A 22,151-nucleotide genomic window follows, 5' to 3' on the forward strand; every position below is an offset into this window, starting at 1 on the left:
GCAGCATGCGCAATGCCTTTTGCGCATGCTGCACACCGACGGCAGGATGAGGCGCATGACCTCGCCTCTGCCCTCCTTCTCGGCTGCCTCGGTACTGGATCTGGCCCCGGTCGTGCCCGTACTAGTCGTCGAGGACGCCGCCGACGCCGTACCGCTGGCGCGCGCTCTGGTGGCGGGCGGGCTGCCCGCGATCGAGGTGACCCTGCGGACACCGGCCGCGCTCGACGCGATCCGGGAGATCTCCGGGTCGGTACCGGATGCGGTCGTCGGGGCCGGAACGGTGATCACGCCGGAGCAGGTGACGGCGTGCGGGGACGCCGGCGCGCGGTTCCTGGTGAGCCCCGGTTGGACCGACTCCCTGCTGACGGCGATGCGGGCGTCCGGGCTGCCCTTCCTGCCGGGGGTGTCGACCACCTCGGAGGTCGTGGCGCTGCTGGAACGCGGGGTGCGGGAGATGAAGTTCTTCCCGGCGCAGGCCGCGGGCGGCACCGCCTATCTCAGGTCACTGGCCGGACCACTCCCCCAGGCCCGGTTCTGCCCGACCGGCGGGATCGGCCCGGACAATGCGCCGGACTACCTCTCCCTGCCCAACGTCGGTTGTGTGGGCGGGAGCTGGATGGTCCCGGCGGACGCGGTCGCGGCACGCGACTGGCAGCGGATCGAGGGGCTCGCGCGGGCCGCCGCGCTTCTCAGGTCCGCAGGTGGGACGTGTCGTTGAGCAGGCGGACGCTGGCGTTGCCGTCGGCGTAGTAGGCCACCGCCGACAGCGAGGCCGCCGACAGTTCCATGCGGAACAGCGACTCGGGCGGGGCGCCCAGGGCGAGCCGTACGAACGTCTTGATCGGGGTCACGTGGGTGACCAGAAGAACCGTGCGGCCCTTGTACGCCGCGACCAGTCTGTCCCGGGTGGCCGCGATGCGGGTGGCGGTCGCCGCGAAGCTCTCGCCGCCGCCGGTCGGCTCGGCCTCCGGGTCGGCCAGCCAGGCGTTCAGGTCGTCGGGGTGACGCTCGCGGACCTCGCCGAAGGTCAGACCCTCCCAGGCCCCGAAGTCGGTCTCGATCAGTCCGTCCTCGACGGTGACCTCGAGGCCGAGGCGGGCGGCAACGGCCCCGGCGGTCTCGCGGGTGCGGGCGAGCGGGGAGGCGAGGATGTGCTGGACGGTCCCGCGCCGGGCGAGAGCGGCGGCGACCCGCTCGGCCTGCTCCCGGCCGACGTCCGAGAGCGAGGGATCGCTGCCGCCGCTGCCGGAGAACCGCTTCTGCGGGGTGAGCGGCGTCTCGCCGTGCCGCAACAGCACGAAGGTGGCGGGCGCCCCGAGGTCGGGCGCCGCCCCCCAGCCGACTGAAGGGGTGACCGCGGGGGCCTCGGCAGCGGCAGAGGCGGGAGCGGGAGCCGGGGTGGCGACCGTGCGGGCGGCGCGGCGGTCGGCGCCGGTCTTCGTCACCTTCTCCTGCTTTCCCTGCTGCTCATGCTGCTCATGCTGCACCGGGTGCTCCGGCTGCGGCTCGTGCTGCACCGGCTGCTGCGGCTGCGGCTGGTGTTTTCCCAGCTGCTCCCGCTGCTGCTCGGGCTTTGCCTGCTGCTCCCGCTGCTCCCGCTGCTGCTCGGGCCTTGCCTGCTGCTCCTGCTGCGTCTCCTGGGTCCCCTGCGTCTCGTGCGTCCCCTGCGTCTCGTGCGTCCCCTGCGTCTCGTGCGTCCGCTGCGTCTCATGCGTTCGCTGCGCAGTGGCCGCCTTCGGGGCTGCGGGCGGGCGGGACCGGAGCAGGGCCTCGCGGGCCTTCGCCGCGCCCGCCGTGGCGTCGCCGGGCGGGCCGGAGGGCTCGGGTGCGACGGGGGTCGCGGGGACACGGGCGGCCGGCTCGGCCCGCGATGCCCCGGCGTCCCACTGCTCGCCCCGCTTGCCCGCGTCCATCGCCTCGTTGGCCAGGCGGTCGGCGTGCTTGTTGCGCTCGCGCGGCATCCACTCGTAGGTGACCTGCCCGGGCGGGAGGATCCGGGCCGCCTCGGCGGCCAGCGGCTTCATGTCGGGGTGCTTGATCTTCCAGCGGCCCGACATCTGCTCGACGACCAGCTTGGAGTCCATGCGCACCCGCACGGTGGCCGACGGGTCGAGCTCACGGGCGGCGCGCAGGCCGGCCACCAGCCCCCGGTACTCGGCCACGTTGTTGGTGGCGACGCCGATGTACTCGGCGCGCTCGAGGAGCGTCTCCCCCGTCGCCGCGTCGATCACCACGCTGCCGTAGCCCGCGGGCCCCGGGTTGCCCCGTGACCCGCCGTCGGCCTCGACGATGAACTCCCGCACGACCTAAGCCCCTTGCCGCCTCTGACCGACTACAGACCGGACTCGGACGTGCGCACGAGAATGCGACGGCAGTTCTCGCACCGCAGGACCGCGTCGGACGGAGCCTTGCGCATCTCGGCCAGCTCGGTGATGGCGAGCTCCTGGCGGCAGCCCTGGCAGGTCCGCTGGTAGAGCTTGGCCGCACCGACGCCGCCCTGCTGCTCGCGCAGCTTCTCATACAGCTTCAGCAGATCGGCGGGCACGGAGGCCGCGATGACCTCGCGCTCCTTGGTGACGGTGGCGGACTCGCCGTCGAAGCCCTCCAGGGCCGCGTCCCGGCGCGCGATGGCGTCGTCGATCTTCCCCTGGACGGAGCCGACCCGCTCGGTCAGCTCGGCGACGCGCTCCTGCGCGCTCTCGCGGCGCTCCATGACCTCCAGGACGATGTCCTCGAGGTCGCCCTGGCGCTTGGCGAGGGAGACGATCTCCCTCTGGAGGTTCTCCAGGTCCTTGGAGGAGGTGACGGCCCCGGAGTCGAGCCTCTGCTGATCACGGGCGGCGCGCTGACGGACCTGGTCGACGTCCTGCTCGGCCTTGGTCTGCTCGCGGGCGGTGTCGCTCTCCTCGGTCTGCGCCGCGACAAGGAGGTCGCGCAGCTGCGTGAGGTCCTTGTTCAGCGACTCGATCTCCGTGTGCTCGGGCAGTGACCTCCGCTTGTGCGCGAGCTGCTGGAGACGGGCGTCGAGGGCCTGGACGTCGAGGAGTCGGATCTGGTCGGCGGGCTCGGCGTTCAGTTGGGGGCTCCCATTGAGCTAGAGGTGGTGTCGGACGCCGCGTGGGCCGTCCAGGGGTCGGTGACCGTACGGGAGACGTGGACCCGGAGGCCCCACCCCCGCCGGTCGGAGATCTCGTCGAGCTGGCCGGCGGCCAGCTCGCACCAGGGCCACTCGGTGGCCCAGTGCGCCGCGTCGAGCAGCGCGAGAGGTGCGTGGGCGCCGTGGGCGCGGTCCGCGATGAACTCCGACGCCGGGTGGTGGCGCAGGTCCGCGGTGAGGAAGGCGTCGACGCCGGCCGCACGGACGTGGTCGAAGAGGCTGTCGCCGGAACCGCCGCTGACGGCGACGGTCCGCACCAGTGCCTCCGGGTCTCCCGCCGCCCGGATGCCCTGCGCGGTGGCGGGCAGCCGCTCGGCGGCACGGGCGGCGAGTTCCCGCACGGTGAGCGGGTGGTCGAGCTCGCAGACGCGTCCCAGGCCGCGCCGCCCGTGGGGGTCGCTCGGATCCGGCACGAGAGGCCGTACGACCCGCAGGTCGAGCGCACCGGCGAGGGCGTCGCTCACGCCGGGATCGGCGGTGTCGGCGTTGGTGTGCGCTACGTGCAGGGCGATGTCGTTCTTGATGAGGGTGTGCACGACCCGGCCCTTGAAGGTGGAGGCCGCGACGGTCGTCGTCCCGCGCAGGTACAGCGGATGATGGGTGACGAGCAGATCGGCGCCGAGTTTCACGGCCTCCTCGACGATCTCCTGGACGGGATCGACGGCGAACAGTACCCGGGAGACCTCCTGCTCGGGGTCGCCCACGACCGTGCCGACCGCGTCCCAGGACTCGGCCCGCTCGGCGGGCCACAGGTTCTCCAGCGTGGCGATGACTTCAGACAGACGGGGCACGGGGAAAGGCTACCTGGCCGTCCCACCGGCCCGTACCGGTGCGGCCGATGCCGACGCGGTCGCCGCGGCCGCCGACCGGGAGTGAACGGGAGGCGGATGCACACGCCTCCCACCACCCTCAGGCGAATCGCTTCTGCACCACTCTTATGAGGGAAGAAGGCCGCCCGGCGGTCCCACGCCCGTGCGTACGAAAACTAGCTTCGTCGCCGGAGGTGACCGAACGATGACGATGCCGGCCTGTGCGATCGAGCCCACCGCCGCCGACGGGGAGGACCCCGAGGACGGCGCCGCCGAGCCCACGCCGCACGCGGAGGGGCTTGCGGAGGAGCACGCGAACCGCGCCATCACGGCGGACCGCACCATCACGGCGGACCACGTGATCGCGGTCGACCACGCGATCGCGGCGGATTCCGTGATCGCGGCGGATCGCGTGATCTCTGAGGATCGTGGGGTCCTGAAGGGGCACGGATTCACGGAGGGTCGTGGGATCACCGAAGGCCGTGGGGTCACGGAGGGCGGCGGGATCCCGACGGACCGGACCATCACGGAGAACCACGGCTTTCCCGGAAGCCGGTGGACCGTTACGGACCGTGTGTTCACGGTCGACCGTGGGAGTGAGCCCGACCGCGCGGTCACGGGTGACGATGGCGACGACCCCCGGCGCTTGACCGTGGGCCGTCATGGAGGCGACACCGACCGCGTGACCACGAGCGGCCGTGCCAGCGGCACCGACCGCCTGATCGCGGGTGTCCGTGGGAGCCAGGCGGACTGTGTGATCACCGCAGGGGGTGCCTACGCCGCGCGGCTCGCCCGGGCCGGTGACTCCTGGTTCCCCGAGCGCTGGACCCTGGACGGCCCGGAGCCGTACGCCGTGCCGCTGCCCGGCAACCAGCCGGAGGAGCCCGGCACGGAGGTGCAGCCGATGGCCGACGGCCGGGTCCTGATCCGGCGGCGGATCGAGGGACGGCACACCTTCTCGCTGCTCTATCCGACCGGTCCAGGCACGGGCGAGCTGCCGCTGGGCGCCGTCGAGTGCCCGGACGAGGGCACCCGGTTGCACCTGCTCCCGCCGGCCCCCTGCGGCGAACGCGCGTACGCGCTCGCCGTCGGTCCCCGCACGACGACGGTGTGGCTGGTCGCGGGCGGCACCTTCGGTCCCGAGTACCTCGCCGAGATCCCCGGCCGCTGCTCGGGTGGCGTCTGGCTCGACCGTACGGGCCGCCTGCTCGCGCTGGACCGGGAGGTCGGCGGCCGCACCAAGACGATCGTCGTGGACCTGGAGCGCGGCGGCGAGGTGTCACCCCTCCTGCAGATCGCCGCCGACAGCGACGACCGGCTCCTGCTCGCCGACCCCGACAGCGGTCTGCTGCTCATCCGCTCGGACGCGCCCTCGCCGGGTGAGGCGCGCCTGGGCTGGGGAGTCCTCGGCAGCACGCTGCCGGTCCGTTTCCCGGAGTCCCTGCATCTCCCGAATCTCGCTCTCACCCCGTTCGCGAGCCAGCCGGGCCAGGCGCTCGTCCCGGAGGCCTGCGCGGTGGCGCTTCGCATCGACGGCCCGTACGGCACCTGGGTGGGCGTATGGCGTCCGGCCGATCGCCGCCTCCATCAACTCCCGGCACCTGAGGGGTGGCTGACAGGCAGCGGGCTGTGGACACCGGAGGGCGTTCTCCGACTGCCGTACGCCACGGAGGCGGAGCCGTGCGGAGTGGCACCGCTGACGGCACCGATCACCGCACCGCCCTCGCTTTCGACATCAACATCAATCTCGTCGCTGTCGCCATCGCCGTCCGAAGAGGCCTCGCCGTGTGCGGAACCGCCGCGTCCGGCACGCACCGTCGCCCGTCCGGTCCCTCTTCAGCAGGCCCCCCTGGGTCGACTTGTAACGAAGTAGCAGCGGTTGGCGTGGCCGCCTGGATCAGCCCCTCGGTGTGCCGGATAAAATCGCCCGGCTGTAAAGAAAGATCATGTTGACGGGGTGAATTCTTCCGATGAACGACACAAGCACCAGGCAGGCGCTGTCCGCCGATTCCCAGGAGGCGGCCGGACACGGCCGGCACCGGGGCCCGGTCTCGTCCCAGGACGGTGACTCGGCCCCACACGGCCGACACCGCAAGCCTGCCGAGAACAGGGCCGACAGCTGGGCCGACAGTTGGGCCGAGAACAGGGCCCAGGCAACCGTCTGACGGTACGCCGCACAGCGAAGGGGCCTCCGGTCGTCCATGGACGACCGGAGGCCCCTTCTCCTCTCGCCGCCTCTTCCCCTCGTCGCGCCTCTCCCCCCGTGTCCGCTTCTCCTCTTGTTTCCGCTTCCGCTCCTGTTTCCGCTCCTACTCCTGTTTCCGCCCCTACTCCTGGCCTCGCCTCAGCCCCAGCACCTCCGCCGCGGCGAACGTCTCCCCGCGGGGCCGGTCCGCGAAGTGCGCGCCGAGGACGGCGTCCAGCTCCTCGTAACCGAACACCTCCTCCTTGCTGTCGAACTTCGCCTGTACCCGCGGCCGTTCGACGACGGCGACCATGCCACCGTGCGCGACGAGCAGTTGTCCGTTGATCCGGGCGGCGGCCGGTGAGGCCAAGTAGCCGACCAGCGGCGCCACATGCTCGGGTGCGAGAGGGTCGAGGCCGCTTTCGTCCGGCTGCGCGAACCCGGCGAACACGTCCTCCGTCATCCGGGTGCGGGCACGCGGGCAGATGACGTTGGCCGTCACCCCATATTTGGCGAGCGCGAGTGCCGTGGACGTCGTCAGCCCGACGATCCCCCCTTTGGCGGCCGCGTAGTTGGGCTGTCCGGCCGAGCCCGCCAGGAACGCCTCCGAGGAGGTGTTCACGATCCGCCCGTACACCGGACCGTCGGCAGACTTCGACCGGTCGCGCCAGTGGGCGGCGGCGAAGCGGGTCGTGTTGAAGTGCCCCTTGAGGTGGACCCGGACGACCGCGTCCCACTCGTCCTCGGCCATCGAGAAGACCATGCGGTCGCGCAGGATGCCCGCGTTGTTGACCAGTACGTCCAGCTTGCCGAACTCGCTGATCGCCAACTCGACGAGCAGACGCGCCTGTTCGAAGTCGGCGACGTCCCCGGTGTGGGCGAGCGCGGAGCCGCCGGCGGACCGGATCTCCCGCGCCACCTCCTCGGCGGGCCCGGCCGACGCCTCGCCCGACCCGTCCCGGCCGGACTGTCCGTAGTCGTTGACGACGACGGCCGCGCCCAGTCGCGCCAGCTCCAGCGCCTCTGCCCGGCCGAGCCCGCGCCCCGCGCCGGTGACGATCGCGGCCAGCCCTTCAAGTGGCAGTGCCATCCGGACGGCCACCCCTCAGATCTCTATGCACGTACGGAGCGCTGCCCCGGTACGCATCTGGTCCAGCGCCTCGTTGATCTCGGTGAGCGCCACACGATGGGTGATCAGGCCCGACAGGTCGATCCGGCCGGCCCGCCACAGGGCGATCGTCCGCTCGTAGGAGCGCAGGACGTCTCCGCCGCCGTACATCGAGGGCAGGATCCGCTTCTCGTCGAAGAACAGCTCGAACATGTTGAGCTGGAGGAAGTCGTCCAGGGCGCCCGCGCCGACGACGACGAGGGTGCCACCGCGCCGGGTGTTGTCGTAGGCGGTGCGGGCGGTGGCGGAGCGGCCGACGACCTCGAAGACGTAGTCGAATCCCTCGCCGCCGGTGACCAGTTGCTTCGCGTCGGGCAGCTCGTCCGGTGAGACGGCCTTCGTGGCGCCGAAATTTCGGGCGGCTTCGCGGCGCGAGGCAACCGGGTCGACGGCGACGATCTCGGCGGCGCCCTTGAGCCGCGCGCCCTGGATCGCGGAGATGCCGACGCCTCCGCAGCCGATGACGGCGACCGACGAACCGGCTTGCACGTCCGCCGTGTTGAGGGCCGCGCCCAGGCCCGTGGTCACTCCGCAGCCGATGAGCGCGGCGATGTCGAAGGGAACGTCGTCGGGGATCGGGACCGCGCAGCCCGCGTCGACCACGACCTCCTCGGCGAAGGTTCCGGTGCCGGCGAAGCCGAAGACATCCCCGCCCGGGCGACGGAAGTTGGGGGTGCCCGCGTTCATGAACCCGGCCAGGCACAGTTCGGTCTGGCCGCGCTTGCACGCTGGACACGCCCCGCAGGCCGGCAGCCAGCAGACGACGACCCGGTCACCGGGTTTCACCCGGGTGACGCCCTCCCCCACCTCCAGTACCTCCCCCGCGCCTTCGTGACCGGGCACGAAGGGTGCGGGCTGCGGGAGCACCCCGCCCATCGCGGAGAGGTCCGAGTGGCACAGGCCCGTGGCCCGTATCCGGATCCTGACGCGTCCGGGGCCGAAGCCCACCGCCTCGACGTCGTCGAGGACCTCCAGCTTGTCCTGGCCGATCTCGTGCAGTACGGCTGCGCGCATGGTGCGGCTCCCCTCGGGTCCCCTCGGGTCCCCTCGAATGCTGGGCGGTTCTGGAGGTGGATTCAGCTCCCGTTGGCGGCGGTTCAGGCGGTTCAAGTGGTTGCTTCAGCTGGTGGTTCAGGTGGTTCAGGTGGTTCAGGTGGTTCAGGTGGTTCAGGAGTGTTCGACGAGCGTGTCGGCGAGGACCGGCGCGTCGTCCCGCTGTACGGCGCTCACGGCCACCCGGACCGCGCCTTCGCCGCGCCACGTGCGGATACGCAGGGTCTCTCCCGGGAACACCACCCCGGCGAACCGCGTGGTGTAACCGCGTACCCGGCTCACGTCGCCGTCGAGCAGCGTGTCGACGACCGCCTTGAGCGTGATGCCGTAGGTGCACAGGCCGTGCAGGATGGGCCGGTCGTACCCGGCGAGCTTCGCGAACTCCGGGTCGGCGTGCAGCGGGTTGTAGTCGCCGGAGAGGCGGTAGAGCAGGGCCTGGTCCTCGCGGACGGTGCGCTCGACCACCCTGTCGGGCTCTCCGGCGGGGGGCTCCAGTCGGGCGGAGGGACCCCGGTCGCCGCCCCAGCCACCCTCGCCCCGGACGAAGATCTGGGCGTCGTTGGTCCACAGCGGCCCGTCCGCGTCGGCGACCTCGGTGCGCATGACGAGGACGGCGGCCTTGCCCTTGTCGTACACGGCGGCGATGCGTCCCGTGGCGGTCGCCCGGCCCGTCACCGGGATGGGGCGGTGGATCTCCAGGCGCTGACCGCCGTGCAGGACGCGGGCGAGGTCGACCTCGACGCCGGGCATGGACAGTCCGCTGATCACGCCGGGTGAGCCGGAGCCGGCGACGGTGGCGAAGCTCGGCAGGACATGGAGCCGGGACTCCAGCGTGTAGCGCAGTTCGTCGGGGTCGGTCGCCGGGAGGCCCGCGCCGATGCCGAGGTGGTACAGCTGGACGTCACGGCGGTCCCAGGTGATCTCGCCGGTCCGGGGTTCGGCGGCGAGCGCCTTGGCTGCGTCGATGGGCATGGAGCTCCTGATCGCTCGGATCGATCGGGTCGATCGCGTCGTTCCAAGACCTCGGCACGGCCGTCCGCACCGATCGGCCGCACCGAGGCCGTCACGGGGCCGCGGAACCCGCCCGAGCCAGAACGGATCTAGAACGCGTTCCAGTGCGGCGACCCCCTGTATAGCCCAGGCCCCGGAAGTTGTGAAGACACCTGACGGTATGTCAGAAACGGGTGTCGATGACATTTGTCCTGCCCGACCGGGTACATCCGGCACTGCCGCGAGCGGGCCCGGAGCCGTAGCGTCGAAGACAGGCACACCGCCATGGCGCAGGGCCATCAGGCAGACCGGGCCGTCGGACAGACCGTGCTGTGGCACAGACGGGGCCGTGGCACAGCAGCGCCGTGGCACAGCAGGGCCGTGGCAACCACGGTGCCGGGAGGGCGCACGGCGTGTGGCGGTGAACCGTCGCGCACGGAATGTGGGCACGCAGGAACGGGGGACGGACATATGAACAGGTCGTTCGAGGACCGGCACGGCGAGGCGGCCTGCCTTAGGGGCTCCTGGCGCTCGGCGTTCCGTGCGGCACGGGAGCGCCGACGGCACGGGAAAGCGGACAAGGAGCGCTGCGAGAGCGAGCACCGGAGCGCCCGCCGGGCCGGGCGGATCCCCGAGGACCCGGGTCCGCCGGCCAGCGGCTTCACCCTGCTGCCGTGGCTGCTCATGGGGATGGGCGCGTTCTCCAACCTCTTCCAGGGCGAAGCCGACCCGTGGATCGGCGGCCTTGGCCTGCTGACGTTCAACTCGCTCTACGTCTACGTCTCCTTCCGCGCCTTCGTGAAGGAGACCCGCGAGGCGACCTCCACACGGGTGGCGCTCGTTCTGCTGGGTGTCGTGACCTGCGGACTCGCCCTCGGGTACGGCGGCAGCTGGCTGCTGTTCCTCCCGCTGGTCGGTCTCGCGACGGGCGCGGTACTGCGCGGCCCGCAGCTGCGGACCATCGGCACCGCCGTCGCCGTACTGGCGGGCGCGGTCTCCTGCGTCCGCGACGGCTGGGACGGCCTCACCATCGCCTACGCCACCTGGATATCCACGATGGTGACGGCCGCGATCCTCTCCCTCTCCGAGGCCGTACGGGAGCTGCGTGCCGCCCGTGAGGAACTCGCCCGGCGCGCGGTGGAGGAGGAGCGGTTGCGCTTCTCGCGCGATCTGCACGACCTGCTCGGCCACACGCTGTCGGTGATCGTGGTGAAGTCGGAGGCGGCCCGTCGGCTGGCGCCGCGCGACATGGACGCGGCCCTCTCCCAGGTCACCGACATCGAGGCGGTGGGCCGCCAGGCGCTGACGGAGATCCGCGAGGCGGTCACCGGCTACCGCGAGGGCAGTCTGGCCGGTGAGCTGGACCGGGCCCGCTCGGCTCTGACGGCGGCGGGCGTCGAACCCTCCGTGAGCCGGTCGGGGCCGCCGCCGGATCCGAAGAGCGCGGCCCTGCTCGGCTGGGTGGTGCGCGAGGCGGTCACCAACGTCGTCCGGCACAGCGACGCGAGTCACTGCGGGATCACCGTGTCGGGCACACCCGAGCGGGTCCGCCTGACGGTGACGGACGACGGCGGCAGTGGCAGCGGCAACGAGGACGGAGACAGCGGTCAGGGCAGCGACGACGCGGGCGGTGCCGGTGTCGGTGCCGGTTGCAGCGCGCCGGGCGGCGGCACCGGCCTCACCGGCCTGCGCGAGCGCCTCGCGGCGGCGGGCGGCACCCTGACGGCGGGCCCGGGACCGCGCGGCGGCTTCAGGGTCACGGCGGAACTGCCGGTGGAGCTGCCGATGTCCCCCTCGCCCGCCCACACGAGAGATGGCACCGGCACCCGCGCCGTCGAGGTCGCCCGCACCGATACCGACCACGGGACCGTTCTTGAAGGGATACGGTCCGCAGCCACCGCCCCGGACGGGCCAAAGCCCCCCGCCACCACCCCGGAAGGGATACGGCCCACCGTGACCGACCCGGAAGGGACACGGCCCCCCGCGGCACCGCAACTCCCCTCGGCGCAGCCCACTTCGCCACAGCCGCCCTCACCGCGACCCCCCTCACCGCAGCCCGCGGACACCGTGCCGTCCGCGGCCACCGGCCCTAACCTGGGCCCGTGACCGAGATGCCGGGTTGGCCAGTGAACGAGATGCCCCGTGACCACCGCCCCGCCAAGTCCGTGAGGGTGCTGCTCGCGGAGGACCAGGGCATGATGCGTGGGGCGCTGGCCCTGCTGCTGGGACTGGAGACCGACATCGAGGTCGTCGCGCAGGTGGGCACGGGGGACGCGATCGTGGACGCGGCGCTTCTGCACCGGCCGGACGTCGCGCTCCTCGACATCGAACTCCCCGGCATGAGCGGCCTGGACGCGGCCGCGGAGCTGCGCGACCAGGCGCCCAACTGCCGGGTGCTGATCCTGACCACCTTCGGCCGGCCCGGTTATCTGCGCCGGGCCATGGAGGCCGGGGCCTCGGGGTTCCTGGTCAAGGACGGCCCGGTGGAGGAGCTGGCGGCGGCGATCCGGCGGGTGCTGGCCGGGGAGACGGTCGTCGACCCGGCGCTGGCCGCGGCAGCGCTGAGCGCCGGCCCGAACCCGCTCACCGCCCGCGAGTGCGACGTCCTGAAGGCCTCCGTGGACGGCGCGACCGTCGCCGACATAGCCGCCAGGGTGCACCTCTCGGAGTCCACGGTCCGCAACTACCTGTCCTCCGCGATCGGCAAGACGGGCACCCGCAACCGTATGGAGGCCATGCGGGAGGCTCGGCAGCAGGGCTGGCTGTAGAGGTCCGGACCACCGCTGGCATAGTGCCCGCATGTCCTTGCCGATACGGATCCTCAGGCGTCCGGCCGCGCTGGCGGCTAGTGTCGCGGCGCTGTTCGCCACGGCGGTGTCACCTGCCGCGGCCGACGGCTCCGAGCAGGTCGTGATGCGGTTCGAGACAGCGGCGACCTTCGTCATGTACAACGCAGACGAGGGGGCGCAGGCCGCCCCGAACGACAGCTTCGCCGTCCCGGTCTTCGTCGAGCCGAGCAAGGGGGGCGAACCGGCCCGCAACGTCCGGGTCGTCGTGGACGCTTCGGGGCTCGAGGGCGTCGCCCGGCTCGCGGACAGCGACACGTGCCCGGTCGAGGGCACGGTCTACACATGTGAGTACGGCACCCTGCAGAACGGCGACGGCGAGAGCTACACGCCTCTCTCCCTCCTGGGTGTGGACGGCGTCGAACCGGGTGACAGCGGGACGGTGACGTACACCGCGACCGCCGACAACGCGCCCACCGTCACCGGCACCACCCGGATGACCGTCGGCGGTCCGACGCTGTCCGCGCCCGGGCAGGAGAAGCGTGTGAGCGGGCTGGCGCCGGGGAAGTCCGCGGGCGTGACCGCATGGTTGGCCAACAACACCCGCTTTCCCGCGAAGCAGGGCGTCACCCTCCAGGTGAACGTGTCGGAGGGGGTGACGCTGACCGCCCTGCACAGCAACTGCTACTACGCGGGTCCCGCGCCCACCTCCGCCTGGTGCGCCTTTCCCACCAGGGCCGCGGCGGGCGCCGCCTACCGCACCGGCGCGCCGCTGGTCTACACGGTCACGCCGCCCGGGCATCTGACCGGCGAGGTGACCTACACCTGGTCGTCGTCGCCCCCGGCCCGCCCGGCCGGCCATACCCTGCGCGGCACCGGCTCGCCGCTCACCCTGGTCGCGACGGCGGCCCAGGATTTCGACGACGGTCAAGGCAGGCTCGGGATCACCACCACCGTGCAGGACGACTACCGTCCCGTCACCGCGACGGTGCGGGGGCGGGTCGGCGACACGGTGAAGGTGCGACTCGGGCTGGAGGACCTCGGCCCCGGCCGGATCCAGGGCGACGAGGAGATGGGCCGCTTCGAGGTGGTGCCGCCGGAGGGCACCACGATCACCTCGATCCCGTACTCCTTCGAGGAGGACGGCGGGAAGTGGGCCTGCGACCGGCCGGAGCAGCCCGGCGGGGCGTTCGTCTGCGAGATCGGTTACGACCGGTTCTACGAGGTGCGGCACGAAGGGGGCACGACCGCGATCGACTTCCACGTCCGCATCGACCGTCAGGTCGCGGGCGCGAAGGGCACCGTCCGCACCTACAACCCGTTCGACCGCACCCCGGCCAACGACGTCGCCGCCATCCCGCTCGACGCCTCGCCCGCCCCGCCGTACCGGTTCTCCCGTCATCCCTGGGCGTGGACCGCGGGGGCCCTGACCCTCGTCCTCCTGGCGGCGGGGTACCGCCGTCGCCGCCGGAACGCGAAACCGTCGTGAGCGCCGACCCGGCGTGAGCGTGCCTGTGCCGACCCGGTGTGAGCGTGCCTGCGCGTGAACGCGTCCTGGACGCCCCTGCCCGTCCTGGACGCCCGCGCCCGTCCTTGGACGCCTTGGACGCCCCTGCCCGTCCGACGCCCCTGCCCGTCCTAGACGCCCGTGCCCGTCCGTCGCAGGACCCGCAGCGAGCCGGTGTCCGAGACCTCGGTGAAGGCCCCGGAGTCCAGGGCGCGCAGGTAGACGCGGTAGGGGGCCTGGCCGGTGAACTCGTCGACCGGGTCGGGGAACACGTCGTGGATGACGAGGAGACCGCCCTCGGCGACGTGCGGCGCCCAGCCCTCGTAGTCGGAGGTGGCGTGCTCGTCGGTGTGGCCGCCGTCGACGAAGACGAGACCGAGGGGCGAGTTCCAGAACGCGGCGATGCGCGGCGAACGTCCGACCAGTGCGACCACATGCTCCTCCAGGCCCGCGCGGTGCAGGGTCCGGCGGAAGGTGGGCAGGGTGTCCATCAGGCCGACCTCGGGGTCGACGGTCTCCGGGTCGTGGTACTCCCAGCCGGGCTGCTGCTCCTCGCTGCCGCGGTGGTGGTCCAGCGTGAGCGCGCTGACCCCGGCCCGGCGGGCCGCGTCCGCGATGAGGATGGTGGAGCGCCCGCAGTAGGTGCCGACCTCGAGCAGGGGCAGCCCGAGCGCGCCCGCCTCGACGGCGGCCGCGTACAGCGCGAGTCCCTCGTCGACCGGCATGAACCCCTTCGCCGCCTCGAACGCGGCCAGGATCTCGGGCTTGGGTGCCGCGGGCATGGGGGTCCTCCGAGGTACGTGCGTGGTGGTACGTGCGTGGTGGTAGTGCGTGCGGTGCTCGTGCGTAGGGCCGCGCCCATGCTGCCGCACCCCCCGCCGCCGAGGCGACAGGGGGTGCGGAAACGACCGGTTGCGGGGCCGCGCGGGGTGTGGGGCCGGGCCCGGCGGGAGTCAGGCGTTGACCGTCCGGCCCGGCAGGGCCAGGTCGAGGTCGACCGGACGCTCGTCGCCCGCATGGGTCGCGGAGCTGGCCAGCGGGCCGTGGCCGGTGGCCTTGGCGGCGAGGACGTAGGCGCCCTGGGCGGGGACGGCGAGAGCGTAGCTGCCGTCCTCCTCCGACAGGGTGGCGCCGGCCTGGCGGCCTCGGCGGTCGATGAGCGTGACCTTGGCGCGGGCGACCGGGACGCCGTCGGCGTCCAGGACCCGGCCGCGGAAGCCCCGCAGGACCTCCTCGGCGTGCTTGAGGTTGGCGTCCTCCTCGCTGCTGGCGCGCAGCTGCGGCGCGGCCGACGGGCGCTGCTGCCTGGGCAGGAAGAGGGCGAGGAGCAGGCCGACCGCGACGGCCGCGGTGGCGATGAGGAAGGAGACGCGGAAGCCGTGCATGGTCGGTACGGCGACGCCGCCGACGTCGTTCGCGGTGTTGGCCAGCACCATGCCGATGACGGCGCTGGACACCGAGGTGCCGATGGACCGCATCAGGGTGTTGAGGCCGTTGGCCGCGCCGGTCTCCGAGGCCGGGACCGCGCCGACGATCAGCGCCGGCAGGGAGGAGTACGCGAGGCCGATGCCCGCGCCGAGGACGACGGCGATGACGAGGCTCTGCCAGGCGGCGCTCATCAGGCCGAGGCCGGCGCCGTAGCCGATCGCGATGATCAGCATGCCGAGGATCAGGGTGAACTTGGGGCCGTACTTGGCGGACAGCTTGGCGTAGACGGGCGCGGTGAACATCATCGTCAGGCCGAGCGGCGCGACGAGCAGACCGGCGGTGACCATCGACTGGCCGAGGCCGTAGCCGGTGGCCTTCGGCAGCTGGAGCAGCTGCGGGAGGACCAGGGAGACCACGTAGAACGAGACGCCGACCATGATCGAGGCGAGGTTGGTGAAGAGGACGGCGGGTCGGGCCGTGGTGCGCAGGTCGACGAGCGGGGCCTTCAGCCGCAGCTCCATCACGCCCCACAGGACGAGGACGACGGCCGCGGCGGCGAACAGGCCGAGGGTCGTGCCGGAGGTCCAGCCCCAGTCGCTGCCCTTGGTGATCGGCAGCAGGAAGAGCACCAGACCGGTGGAGAGGCCGATCGCGCCCGCGACGTCGAAGGTGCCCTCGGCGCGCGCCGGGGACTCGGGGACGACGAGCAGGGTGAGGGCGATGGCGAGGGCGCCGAGGGCGGCGGCGCCGTAGAACAGGGCGTGCCAGTCGGCGTGCTGGGCGATCAGGGCCGCGAGCGGCAGGGCGAGGCCGCCGCCGACGCCGATCGAGGAGCTCATCAGGGCCATCGCCGAACCGAGCTTCTCGCGCGGCAGCATGTCCCGCATCAGACCGATGCCGAGCGGGATGGCGCCCATGGCGAAGCCCTGGAGGCTACGGCCGACGATCATCGTGATCAGGTCGCTCGTGAGAGCGCTGACCAGCGCGCCGACGACCATCACCGAGAGGCTGGCTATCAGCAGGCGCCGCTTGCCGTACAGGTCGCCGAGGCGGCCCATGATCGGTGTGGCCACGGCACCCGACAGCAGCGTCGACGTCAGGACCCAGGTGGCGTTGCTGGGCGCGGTGCCCAGCAGCTGGGGCAGGTCCTTGATGACCGGGACGAGCAGGGTCTGCATCACCGCGACCACGATGCCCGCGAAGGCGAGCACCGGGACGACGGCTCCGCTCGCTTCGCGGGTGGGCCGGCCGGTCGTCGTGTGCGTCATGGGGTGGGGCCTCCGGGGCGGGTCGTTCGGCGCTTACATGGAGGCTGAACCTGTATGCATGGGCAACTATTCCGATGCTTTGGCGTACTAACGATTTCTTTATCTTCTCTTGAAGAAGCGGCCGGAAGACGCCGCGCCCCGACGACCCGGGGGCGGGTGCTGGGCGGGTGCTGTCGGGCGGTCAGCGGGCGGGGGTCTGGAGGATGCCGCTGAGCAGGACGTCCAGGCCCCAGGTGTCGCGGTCGCCGGACGAGAAGAGGGCCGGCCGCAGGGCGGTGATCATCGGGTAGCGGTCGGCGGGCAGGGCCGCGTATCGGCGGTCGGCGTCCGCCACGGCCGTCTCCTCCTCGCCTCCCTTGGTGAGGTAGGCGCTCTGCTCGGCGGCGGCCGCGGCGCTGTGGAGATGGAGCAGGTCGACGGCCCAGGCGGCGGTGACGTCGTCGAGGCCGGCCTGCTTGAGCAGTGCGAGCATGCGGTCGAGGATGAGCAGGGCGTTGGCGCCGGTGGGGATGGCGCCGAGGGCGACGGCGGCCAGCCCCTCGTGCCGGCTCATGGCCTCGACGCTCGCCGCCACCAGGGCGTGCATCTGCTCCCGCCAGGTGCCCTCCGCGGTGAGCGGGACCCGGGCGAGCGCCTCGTCCAGCATCGCGGCCATCAGATCGTCACGGTTGGCGACATAGACATAGAGGGAGGCCGGCCCGGTGTCGAGCTCCTTGGCCACGCGACGCATGGTGAGCGCGTCCAGACCGTCGCGGTCGAGGATGGCCAGCCCGGCCCGCACGATCGCCTCGCGGCTGAGGGGGGCCTTGGCGGGCCGCGCGCGGCGGCTGATCGGCTCGGGGGTCACCGGGAGAGGGTAACCGCCACGAACGCCGGTCGCCACGAACCTTGGTCGTTACGAACCTCGACCGTGACGAACAGTGTTTGACACGAACAGCGTTCGTTCCCTAGGCTCACATCGCAGTGGACGAACACTGTTCGCCACGAACAACGTTCGCAGTCGACGCTTCGCCACCGCCCTGCACTCCGCGCAAGCGGCGGGGTACCTCCGGGATCGCTGTTCCTCCAGGCCCCGGGATCGCCCAACCCGGAACCCCGGCGCCCCGGAACCGGTCAGCGCCCCGCCATCAGGCAGCGCCCCAAGGTCGCCCGCAATCCCTCGCACCACCCCGAACCCGCAACCGTCCGCACCGTCCCGGAACGCGAACCCTCCGCACCGTCCCGGAACGCGCAGAGCCCAGCGGTCCCACAGCTCCCCGAGGCGCGAAGCACCCCCGACCACCCTTGATCACCCCCGACCAGCCCTGATCAGCCCCGACCTCAGCGCCCCCCAGTCCGCAGTCCGCAACACCCCGCCCACACAAAGGAACCGCCATGATCCTGATCACCGGAGGTCGCGGCGCGGTAGCCACCCGGCTGCTCGCCCTGCTGCACGCCGACGGCATACCCGTACGGGTCGGCTCCGCCGCTCGCGCCGACCTCGCCCCGCCTCCCGGCGTCGAAGCGGTCACCCTCGACCTCACCGACCCGGCGACCTTCCCCGCCGCGCTGACCGGCGTCACCTCCGTCTTCCTCTACGCGACGCCCGACCACGTCACCGACTTCGTCGACCACGCCCACCGGGCCGGCGTCACCCATGTCGTGGTGCTGTCCAGCTCCAGCGTCCTGGGCGCGTCCGGGTCCGAGCCGAAGGACGACCCCCTGGCCGGCCCCCACCTGACCGTGGAGCGGGCGCTGCTCGCCTCCCCGATCGCCACCACCCTCCTGCGGCCCGGCTCCTTCGCCTCCAACGCCGCGTCCTGGGCCTGGTCCGTCCGCGCCGGCCTGCCCGTCAGCCTCCCCTTCCTCGGCGCCCACACCGACCCCCTGCACGAGATGGACCTGGCCGAGGCCGCCCACGCCGTCCTCACCGACCCCCGGCACCGCGGCGGCCGCTTCACCCTCACCGGCCCCGAGTCGCTGACGTTCACCGAGCAGATCGACCGGCTGGCCGCGGTCACCGGCCGCGCCATCGCGGTCAAGCACGTCACCGCCGAAGAATGGAAGGAGGAGACCGACGGGCACCTCCCCGCCGCCTACGCCGACGCCCTCCTCGCGTGGTGGAGGTCCACGGACGGCAGGCCCGTCGCCCTCACCCGCACCGTCGAGGAACTCACCGGCCACCCCGCCCGTCCCTTCACGGCCTGGGTCACCGACCACCTCGCCGACTTCACCGCCCCCTGAGTCGGCGCCGTCCGTCATCCGTCCGGACGCCGTCCCGCTGAGACCTCGTCGGGGCGGCGGCTAGGGTGACAGATGTGTCGTACGCAGGCTCGAACCCCGATCCCTTCGATCCCTCCGGCCCCTCCGGTCCCCCGCCGCCGCGCCGCTCGCCGCTGCGCCGCCCGCTGACCGTGGCGCTCGCCGCGCTCGTGCCCGGGGCGCTGCTGGGCTGGCTGGCGTACGAGGCATCGGGCGGGACCGGGAGCGGCGGGGCGAACGGGTCCGGGGCGGCGTCGAGCGTCCTGAGCTCCCCCGCGAACGGCGAGGACGGCGCGGGCAGCAGGGGCGGCGCGGGCGGTGACGGGAAGACGGGTGCCGGTACGGGCACCGCTTCCGCTTCCTCCTCCGCCCCGGCCGCCGGTTCGGGCGCGGACTCACTCCGGGGCAAGGTCGTCGTCATCGACCCCGGCCACAACCCCACCAATTACCGGCACACCGCCGACATCAACCGCGAGGTCGACATCGGCACCAACCGGAAGGAGTGCGACACGACGGGGACGTCCACGAACTCCGGTTACAGCGAAGCCCAGTTCACGCTGGACGTGGCCCACCGGCTGCGCACCCTGCTCCAGCGGCAGGGCGCCACGGTGCGGCTGACGCAGGACGGGGACCGGCCGTTCGGCCCGTGCGTGGACGAGCGGGCCCGGATCGGGAACGCGGCGCACGCCGACGCCGTCGTCTCGATCCACGCCGACGGCGCCGGGGCGGGACAGCGCGGCTTCCATGTGATCCTGCCGGGCGCGGTGCACGAGGGCGCCGCGGACACCCGCGCCATCGTCGCCCCGTCGAAGGACCTCGGGAAGCTGATCGCGGGCGACTTCACCCGGACCACGGGCACTTCACCGTCCGACTACGTCGGCGACGGCACCGGTCTCGTCACGCGTGAGGACCTGGGCGGTCTCAATCTGTCAACGGTTCCCAAGGTGTTCATCGAGTGCGGCAACATGCGCGATACCAAGGACGCGGCGCTGCTGACCAGTGGCGCCTGGCGGCAGAAGGCGGCGCAGGGGATCTCTGAGGGAATCGTGAGTTTCCTGCACGGGTAGTGATCAGGGCACTCATCCCGGCGGACAGCTCGATCGTGGTGACGATAGTGTCGTCCCTACGATGAGGGGCCACTCCCGCGGTTCACACAGGGGCCTGACGGCGACATGGTGACAGCGACGCCTCTACCGACATGTGTATGCGTGTACCGATGACGAGACGACTGACGAAGGACCTGAAGTGAATATCCGCTCCCTCACTCGAGGCGACGGCGTGGTGATCGGGGCAGCGGTATTGCTGTTCATCGCGTCGTTCCTGGACACGTTCGACGGCTCCGGCAGTGACGTCCCGAACGCCTGGGACAACCTCGGCCTCGTAATGAGCATGTACATCGGCGGAATTATCGGTGCCGCCCTGATCGTCGTCGCCCGCGCGCTTCCGCAGCCGCGCAAGGTGGCCGGCATCGACCTGGGGCAGTTCGGTGTCGCGCTGACGGTCTTCGCCGCGTGGACGGCGTTCTGGACGATCATCGACCCGCTCGGCGCGTTCAGCGACACCTTCGGCACCACCGAGATCGACACGGGCTCCGGTCTCATCCTGGGCCTGATCGCCGCGCTGCTGCTGGCCGCCGGCGCGATCGCCACCCCGCTGGTGCCCGCCCTGCAGGCCGCCCTCGTCCCGGCTCCCAGGCCGGCTGCCCCGCAGCCCTACGGCGCCCAGCCGCCCGCGGGCTACGGCTACCCGGGCGCGCCCCAGCCGTCGGCCTTCGGCGGTCCGCCGCAGCAGCCCCAGCCGGGTCAGCCGCCGTTCGGCGCCCAGCCGGCTCCGGCCCAGCCGGCGGGCGGGGACTTCTCCCCGTTCTGGTTCGCGGTGCCGGTGCCGCGTCCGCTGTACGCGGAGGACGGCGCGCCCATGCCGATCGCCGAACTGGCGCCGGGCACCTGGTACCTCGCGGTCGAGCAGGGCGCCCAGGGCCTGGTCGCCCAGACCCAGGACGGCCGCCGCGGTGTCCTGCGGGACGCCTCCGGCATCCAGCGCGGCTGATTCCGCGTTCCGCACGGCTTCACGCACGGCCCCTCGCCCTTCCGGGCGGGGGGCCGTTGTCGTACAGTCGCAGCCTTCCCTTGTCTGACACGCCGTCAGGAGGCGGGCATGCGGCTCGGTCTGGCGCTCGGCTACTGGGGCCGCGGCCCCTCCCCCGACCACGTGGAGCTGGCGCGCGAGGCGGAACGGCTCGGTTACGACTCCGTGTGGACGGCGGAGTCCTGGGGCTCGGACGCCTTCACCCCCCTCACGTGGATCGCCGCCCGGACGTCCACGATCCGACTGGGCACGGCGGTGGCGCAGATGGCGGCCCGCTCCCCCACCACGACCGCGATGCACGCCCTGACCCTGGACCATCTCTCCGGCGGCCGGATGACGCTCGGGCTGGGCCTGTCGGGTCCCCAGGTGGTGGAGGGCTGGTACGGCCGGCCCTTCCCCGAGTCCCCCCTGACCGCGACCCGGGAGTACGTGGACGTGGTGCGCCAGGTGCTGCGCCGCCGGGCGCCGGTGGAACTGGACGGCCGCTTCCACTCCCACCCGTACCGCGGCCCGGACGGGACCGGCCTCGGCAGACCGCTCAGGTCCATCACCCACCCCCTGCGTCCCGACCTGCCGGTGCTGCTGGGCGCGGAGGGTCCGCGCAACGTCGCCCAGACGATCCGGATCGCCGACGGCTGGCTGCCGCTGTACTGGTCGCCGAACCGGCCGGACGCGTACGGCCCGGCGGTGGCTGAGCTGCCCGAGGGCTTCCGCGTCGCGCCCCTCGCTCAGGTACGGATCTGCGACGACGTCACCGAGGGCCTGCTGCCCGTGAAGACCATGCTCGGCTTCTACATCGGCGGCATGGGCCACGCCACCCGCAACTTCCACGCCGACCTGATGGCCCGCATGGGATACGAGGAGGAGGCAAGGCACATCCAGGAGCTCTTCCTGGCCGGGCGGCGCGAGGAGGCGGTGCTGGCCGTCCCCGACGCCTTCGCCGACGAGATCTCCCTGGTCGGCCCGCGTGAACGCGTCGCCGAACGGCTGGAGTCCTGGCGCAAGGGGCCGGTGACGGACCTACTGGTCGTCGCCCCTGACCGGACGACCCTCCGGGTGCTGGCCGAGCTCAACTCATAGCCACGGGCGCACGCCAGTGCGAACACTCCACGTTTCAACCGGCGTTCCGGGGCCAGACGGAAGTCATGTCTCGATATCGCAGTGGTTCCAACTCCGCCGGAACGGTCATAGCGGTGGTCGCGGACGTCATGGCCGTCATCCTCGGGCTGTGGATCCTCATGTACCTGCTGGACGCCAACCGGGGCAACGACCTGGTCCAGTTCGTGCATGACGCGGCCAACTGGCTGGCAGGCTGGTCGCGTGACCTGTTCACGTTCGACGAGGCCTGGGCGCGCGTGGTGGCCGGCTACGGCCTGGCAGCCGTCGTCTACCTGTTCATCGGGCACGCGATCGCCAACCGCGTCCACCGCCACTAGGGCAGGTCCCGGGGCGGGTCCTGGGATCCGCCCCG

General features: G+C 72.3%; 19 protein-coding genes. 10 read left to right on the plus strand and 9 right to left on the minus strand.

The genetic code is table 11. The annotated features are described in order from the left end of the window. The first annotated feature begins 55 nt into the window (after positions 1-55). Complete coding sequence (gene eda / locus QF030_RS14045; protein WP_307163005.1) at positions 56-718, plus strand: bifunctional 4-hydroxy-2-oxoglutarate aldolase/2-dehydro-3-deoxy-phosphogluconate aldolase; 663 nt, start codon at positions 56-58, stop codon at positions 716-718. On the opposite strand, the gene QF030_RS14050 is transcribed toward eda, so the two are convergent. Genes QF030_RS14050 through QF030_RS14060 form a run of 3 tightly spaced genes read right to left on the minus strand, consistent with a single transcriptional unit; the run spans position 690 to position 3,948 of the window. Continuing rightward, the gene (locus tag QF030_RS14050; protein WP_307163006.1) at positions 690-2,303 is read right to left on the minus strand and encodes a bifunctional RNase H/acid phosphatase; all 1,614 of its coding nucleotides are present in this window, start codon (positions 2,301-2,303) and stop codon (positions 690-692) included. The genes eda and QF030_RS14050 overlap by 29 nt on opposite strands. Before the next feature lie 29 nt (positions 2,304-2,332). Next, positions 2,333-3,076: a zinc ribbon domain-containing protein gene (locus QF030_RS14055; RefSeq protein ID WP_307167566.1), complete on the minus strand. Its 744-nt coding sequence runs from the start codon at positions 3,074-3,076 to the stop codon at positions 2,333-2,335. Continuing rightward, positions 3,073-3,948 carry a Nif3-like dinuclear metal center hexameric protein gene (locus tag QF030_RS14060; protein WP_307163007.1) on the minus strand — a complete coding sequence of 292 codons (876 nt, stop codon included), beginning with the start codon at positions 3,946-3,948 and terminating at the stop codon, positions 3,073-3,075. Before QF030_RS14060 ends, QF030_RS14055 begins: the two co-directional genes overlap by 4 nt. Before the next feature lie 736 nt (positions 3,949-4,684). Between QF030_RS14060 and QF030_RS14065 the strand changes: the two genes are divergently transcribed. Beyond that, a complete protein-coding gene (locus QF030_RS14065) occupies positions 4,685-5,839 on the plus strand; it encodes a hypothetical protein (RefSeq protein WP_307167567.1) in 1,155 nt (384 codons plus the stop codon). Positions 5,840-6,293: 454 nt separating this feature from the next. Here QF030_RS14065 and QF030_RS14070 read toward each other — a convergent pair whose 3' ends face one another. The 3 genes from QF030_RS14070 to QF030_RS14080 all read right to left on the minus strand — a co-directional run bounded on the left by QF030_RS14070 (position 6,294) and on the right by QF030_RS14080 (position 9,344). Beyond that, positions 6,294-7,241 (minus strand): 3-oxoacyl-ACP reductase, encoded by a 948-nt coding sequence (locus tag QF030_RS14070; RefSeq protein ID WP_307163008.1) that lies wholly within the window; start codon positions 7,239-7,241, stop codon positions 6,294-6,296. Positions 7,242-7,256: 15 nt separating this feature from the next. Beyond that, positions 7,257-8,333, minus strand: coding sequence for a Zn-dependent alcohol dehydrogenase (locus QF030_RS14075; RefSeq protein WP_307163009.1), 1,077 nt, complete (start codon positions 8,331-8,333; stop codon positions 7,257-7,259). Positions 8,334-8,486: 153 nt separating this feature from the next. Next, positions 8,487-9,344, minus strand: coding sequence for a MaoC/PaaZ C-terminal domain-containing protein (locus QF030_RS14080; RefSeq protein ID WP_307163010.1), 858 nt, complete (start codon positions 9,342-9,344; stop codon positions 8,487-8,489). 489 nt (positions 9,345-9,833) lie between these two features. On the opposite strand from QF030_RS14080, the gene QF030_RS14085 reads away from it, so the two are divergent. From QF030_RS14085 to QF030_RS14095, 3 genes are read left to right on the plus strand one after another with little or no spacing between them, the layout of a single operon-like run. Next, positions 9,834-11,468 carry an ATP-binding protein gene (locus QF030_RS14085; RefSeq protein ID WP_307163011.1) on the plus strand — a complete coding sequence of 545 codons (1,635 nt, stop codon included), beginning with the start codon at positions 9,834-9,836 and terminating at the stop codon, positions 11,466-11,468. A gap of 29 nt (positions 11,469-11,497) precedes the next feature. Further along, the gene (locus QF030_RS14090) at positions 11,498-12,130 is read left to right on the plus strand and encodes a response regulator transcription factor (protein ID WP_307167568.1); all 633 of its coding nucleotides are present in this window, start codon (positions 11,498-11,500) and stop codon (positions 12,128-12,130) included. A 31-nt stretch (positions 12,131-12,161) separates the two neighbouring features. Further along, positions 12,162-13,637 (plus strand): hypothetical protein, encoded by a 1,476-nt coding sequence (locus tag QF030_RS14095; protein ID WP_307163012.1) that lies wholly within the window; start codon positions 12,162-12,164, stop codon positions 13,635-13,637. Positions 13,638-13,786: 149 nt separating this feature from the next. Here the strand turns inward: QF030_RS14095 and QF030_RS14100 are convergent, their stop codons facing one another. From QF030_RS14100 to QF030_RS14110, 3 genes are all read right to left on the minus strand, one after another. Next, positions 13,787-14,437, minus strand: a complete 651-nt coding sequence (locus QF030_RS14100) for a class I SAM-dependent methyltransferase (RefSeq protein ID WP_307163013.1) — start codon at positions 14,435-14,437, stop codon at positions 13,787-13,789. 171 nt (positions 14,438-14,608) lie between these two features. Continuing rightward, positions 14,609-16,351, minus strand: coding sequence for an MFS transporter (locus QF030_RS14105; protein ID WP_307163014.1), 1,743 nt, complete (start codon positions 16,349-16,351; stop codon positions 14,609-14,611). 181 nt (positions 16,352-16,532) lie between these two features. Continuing rightward, positions 16,533-17,198 (minus strand): TetR/AcrR family transcriptional regulator, encoded by a 666-nt coding sequence (locus QF030_RS14110; RefSeq protein ID WP_307163015.1) that lies wholly within the window; start codon positions 17,196-17,198, stop codon positions 16,533-16,535. A gap of 527 nt (positions 17,199-17,725) precedes the next feature. Here QF030_RS14110 and QF030_RS14115 point away from each other — a divergent pair. The 5 genes from QF030_RS14115 (at position 17,726) to QF030_RS14135 (ending at position 22,116) form a co-directional block, all read left to right on the plus strand. After that, positions 17,726-18,574 (plus strand): NAD(P)H-binding protein, encoded by an 849-nt coding sequence (locus tag QF030_RS14115; protein ID WP_307163016.1) that lies wholly within the window; start codon positions 17,726-17,728, stop codon positions 18,572-18,574. Between the two features lie 74 nt (positions 18,575-18,648). Then, positions 18,649-19,659 carry an N-acetylmuramoyl-L-alanine amidase gene (locus tag QF030_RS14120; RefSeq protein ID WP_307163017.1) on the plus strand — a complete coding sequence of 337 codons (1,011 nt, stop codon included), beginning with the start codon at positions 18,649-18,651 and terminating at the stop codon, positions 19,657-19,659. 178 nt (positions 19,660-19,837) lie between these two features. Next, complete coding sequence (locus tag QF030_RS14125; RefSeq protein ID WP_307163018.1) at positions 19,838-20,641, plus strand: DUF5336 domain-containing protein; 804 nt, start codon at positions 19,838-19,840, stop codon at positions 20,639-20,641. Positions 20,642-20,749: 108 nt separating this feature from the next. Then, a complete protein-coding gene (locus QF030_RS14130) occupies positions 20,750-21,760 on the plus strand; it encodes an LLM class F420-dependent oxidoreductase (protein WP_307163019.1) in 1,011 nt (336 codons plus the stop codon). Positions 21,761-21,825: 65 nt separating this feature from the next. Beyond that, entirely contained in the window at positions 21,826-22,116 is a 291-nt protein-coding gene (locus tag QF030_RS14135) for a hypothetical protein (protein WP_054238057.1), read from the plus strand. Positions 22,117-22,151: the final 35 nt, after the last annotated feature.

This window comes from Streptomyces rishiriensis, from assembly GCF_030815485.1.
Taxonomy (GTDB): Bacteria; Actinomycetota; Actinomycetes; order Streptomycetales; family Streptomycetaceae; genus Streptomyces; species Streptomyces rishiriensis_A.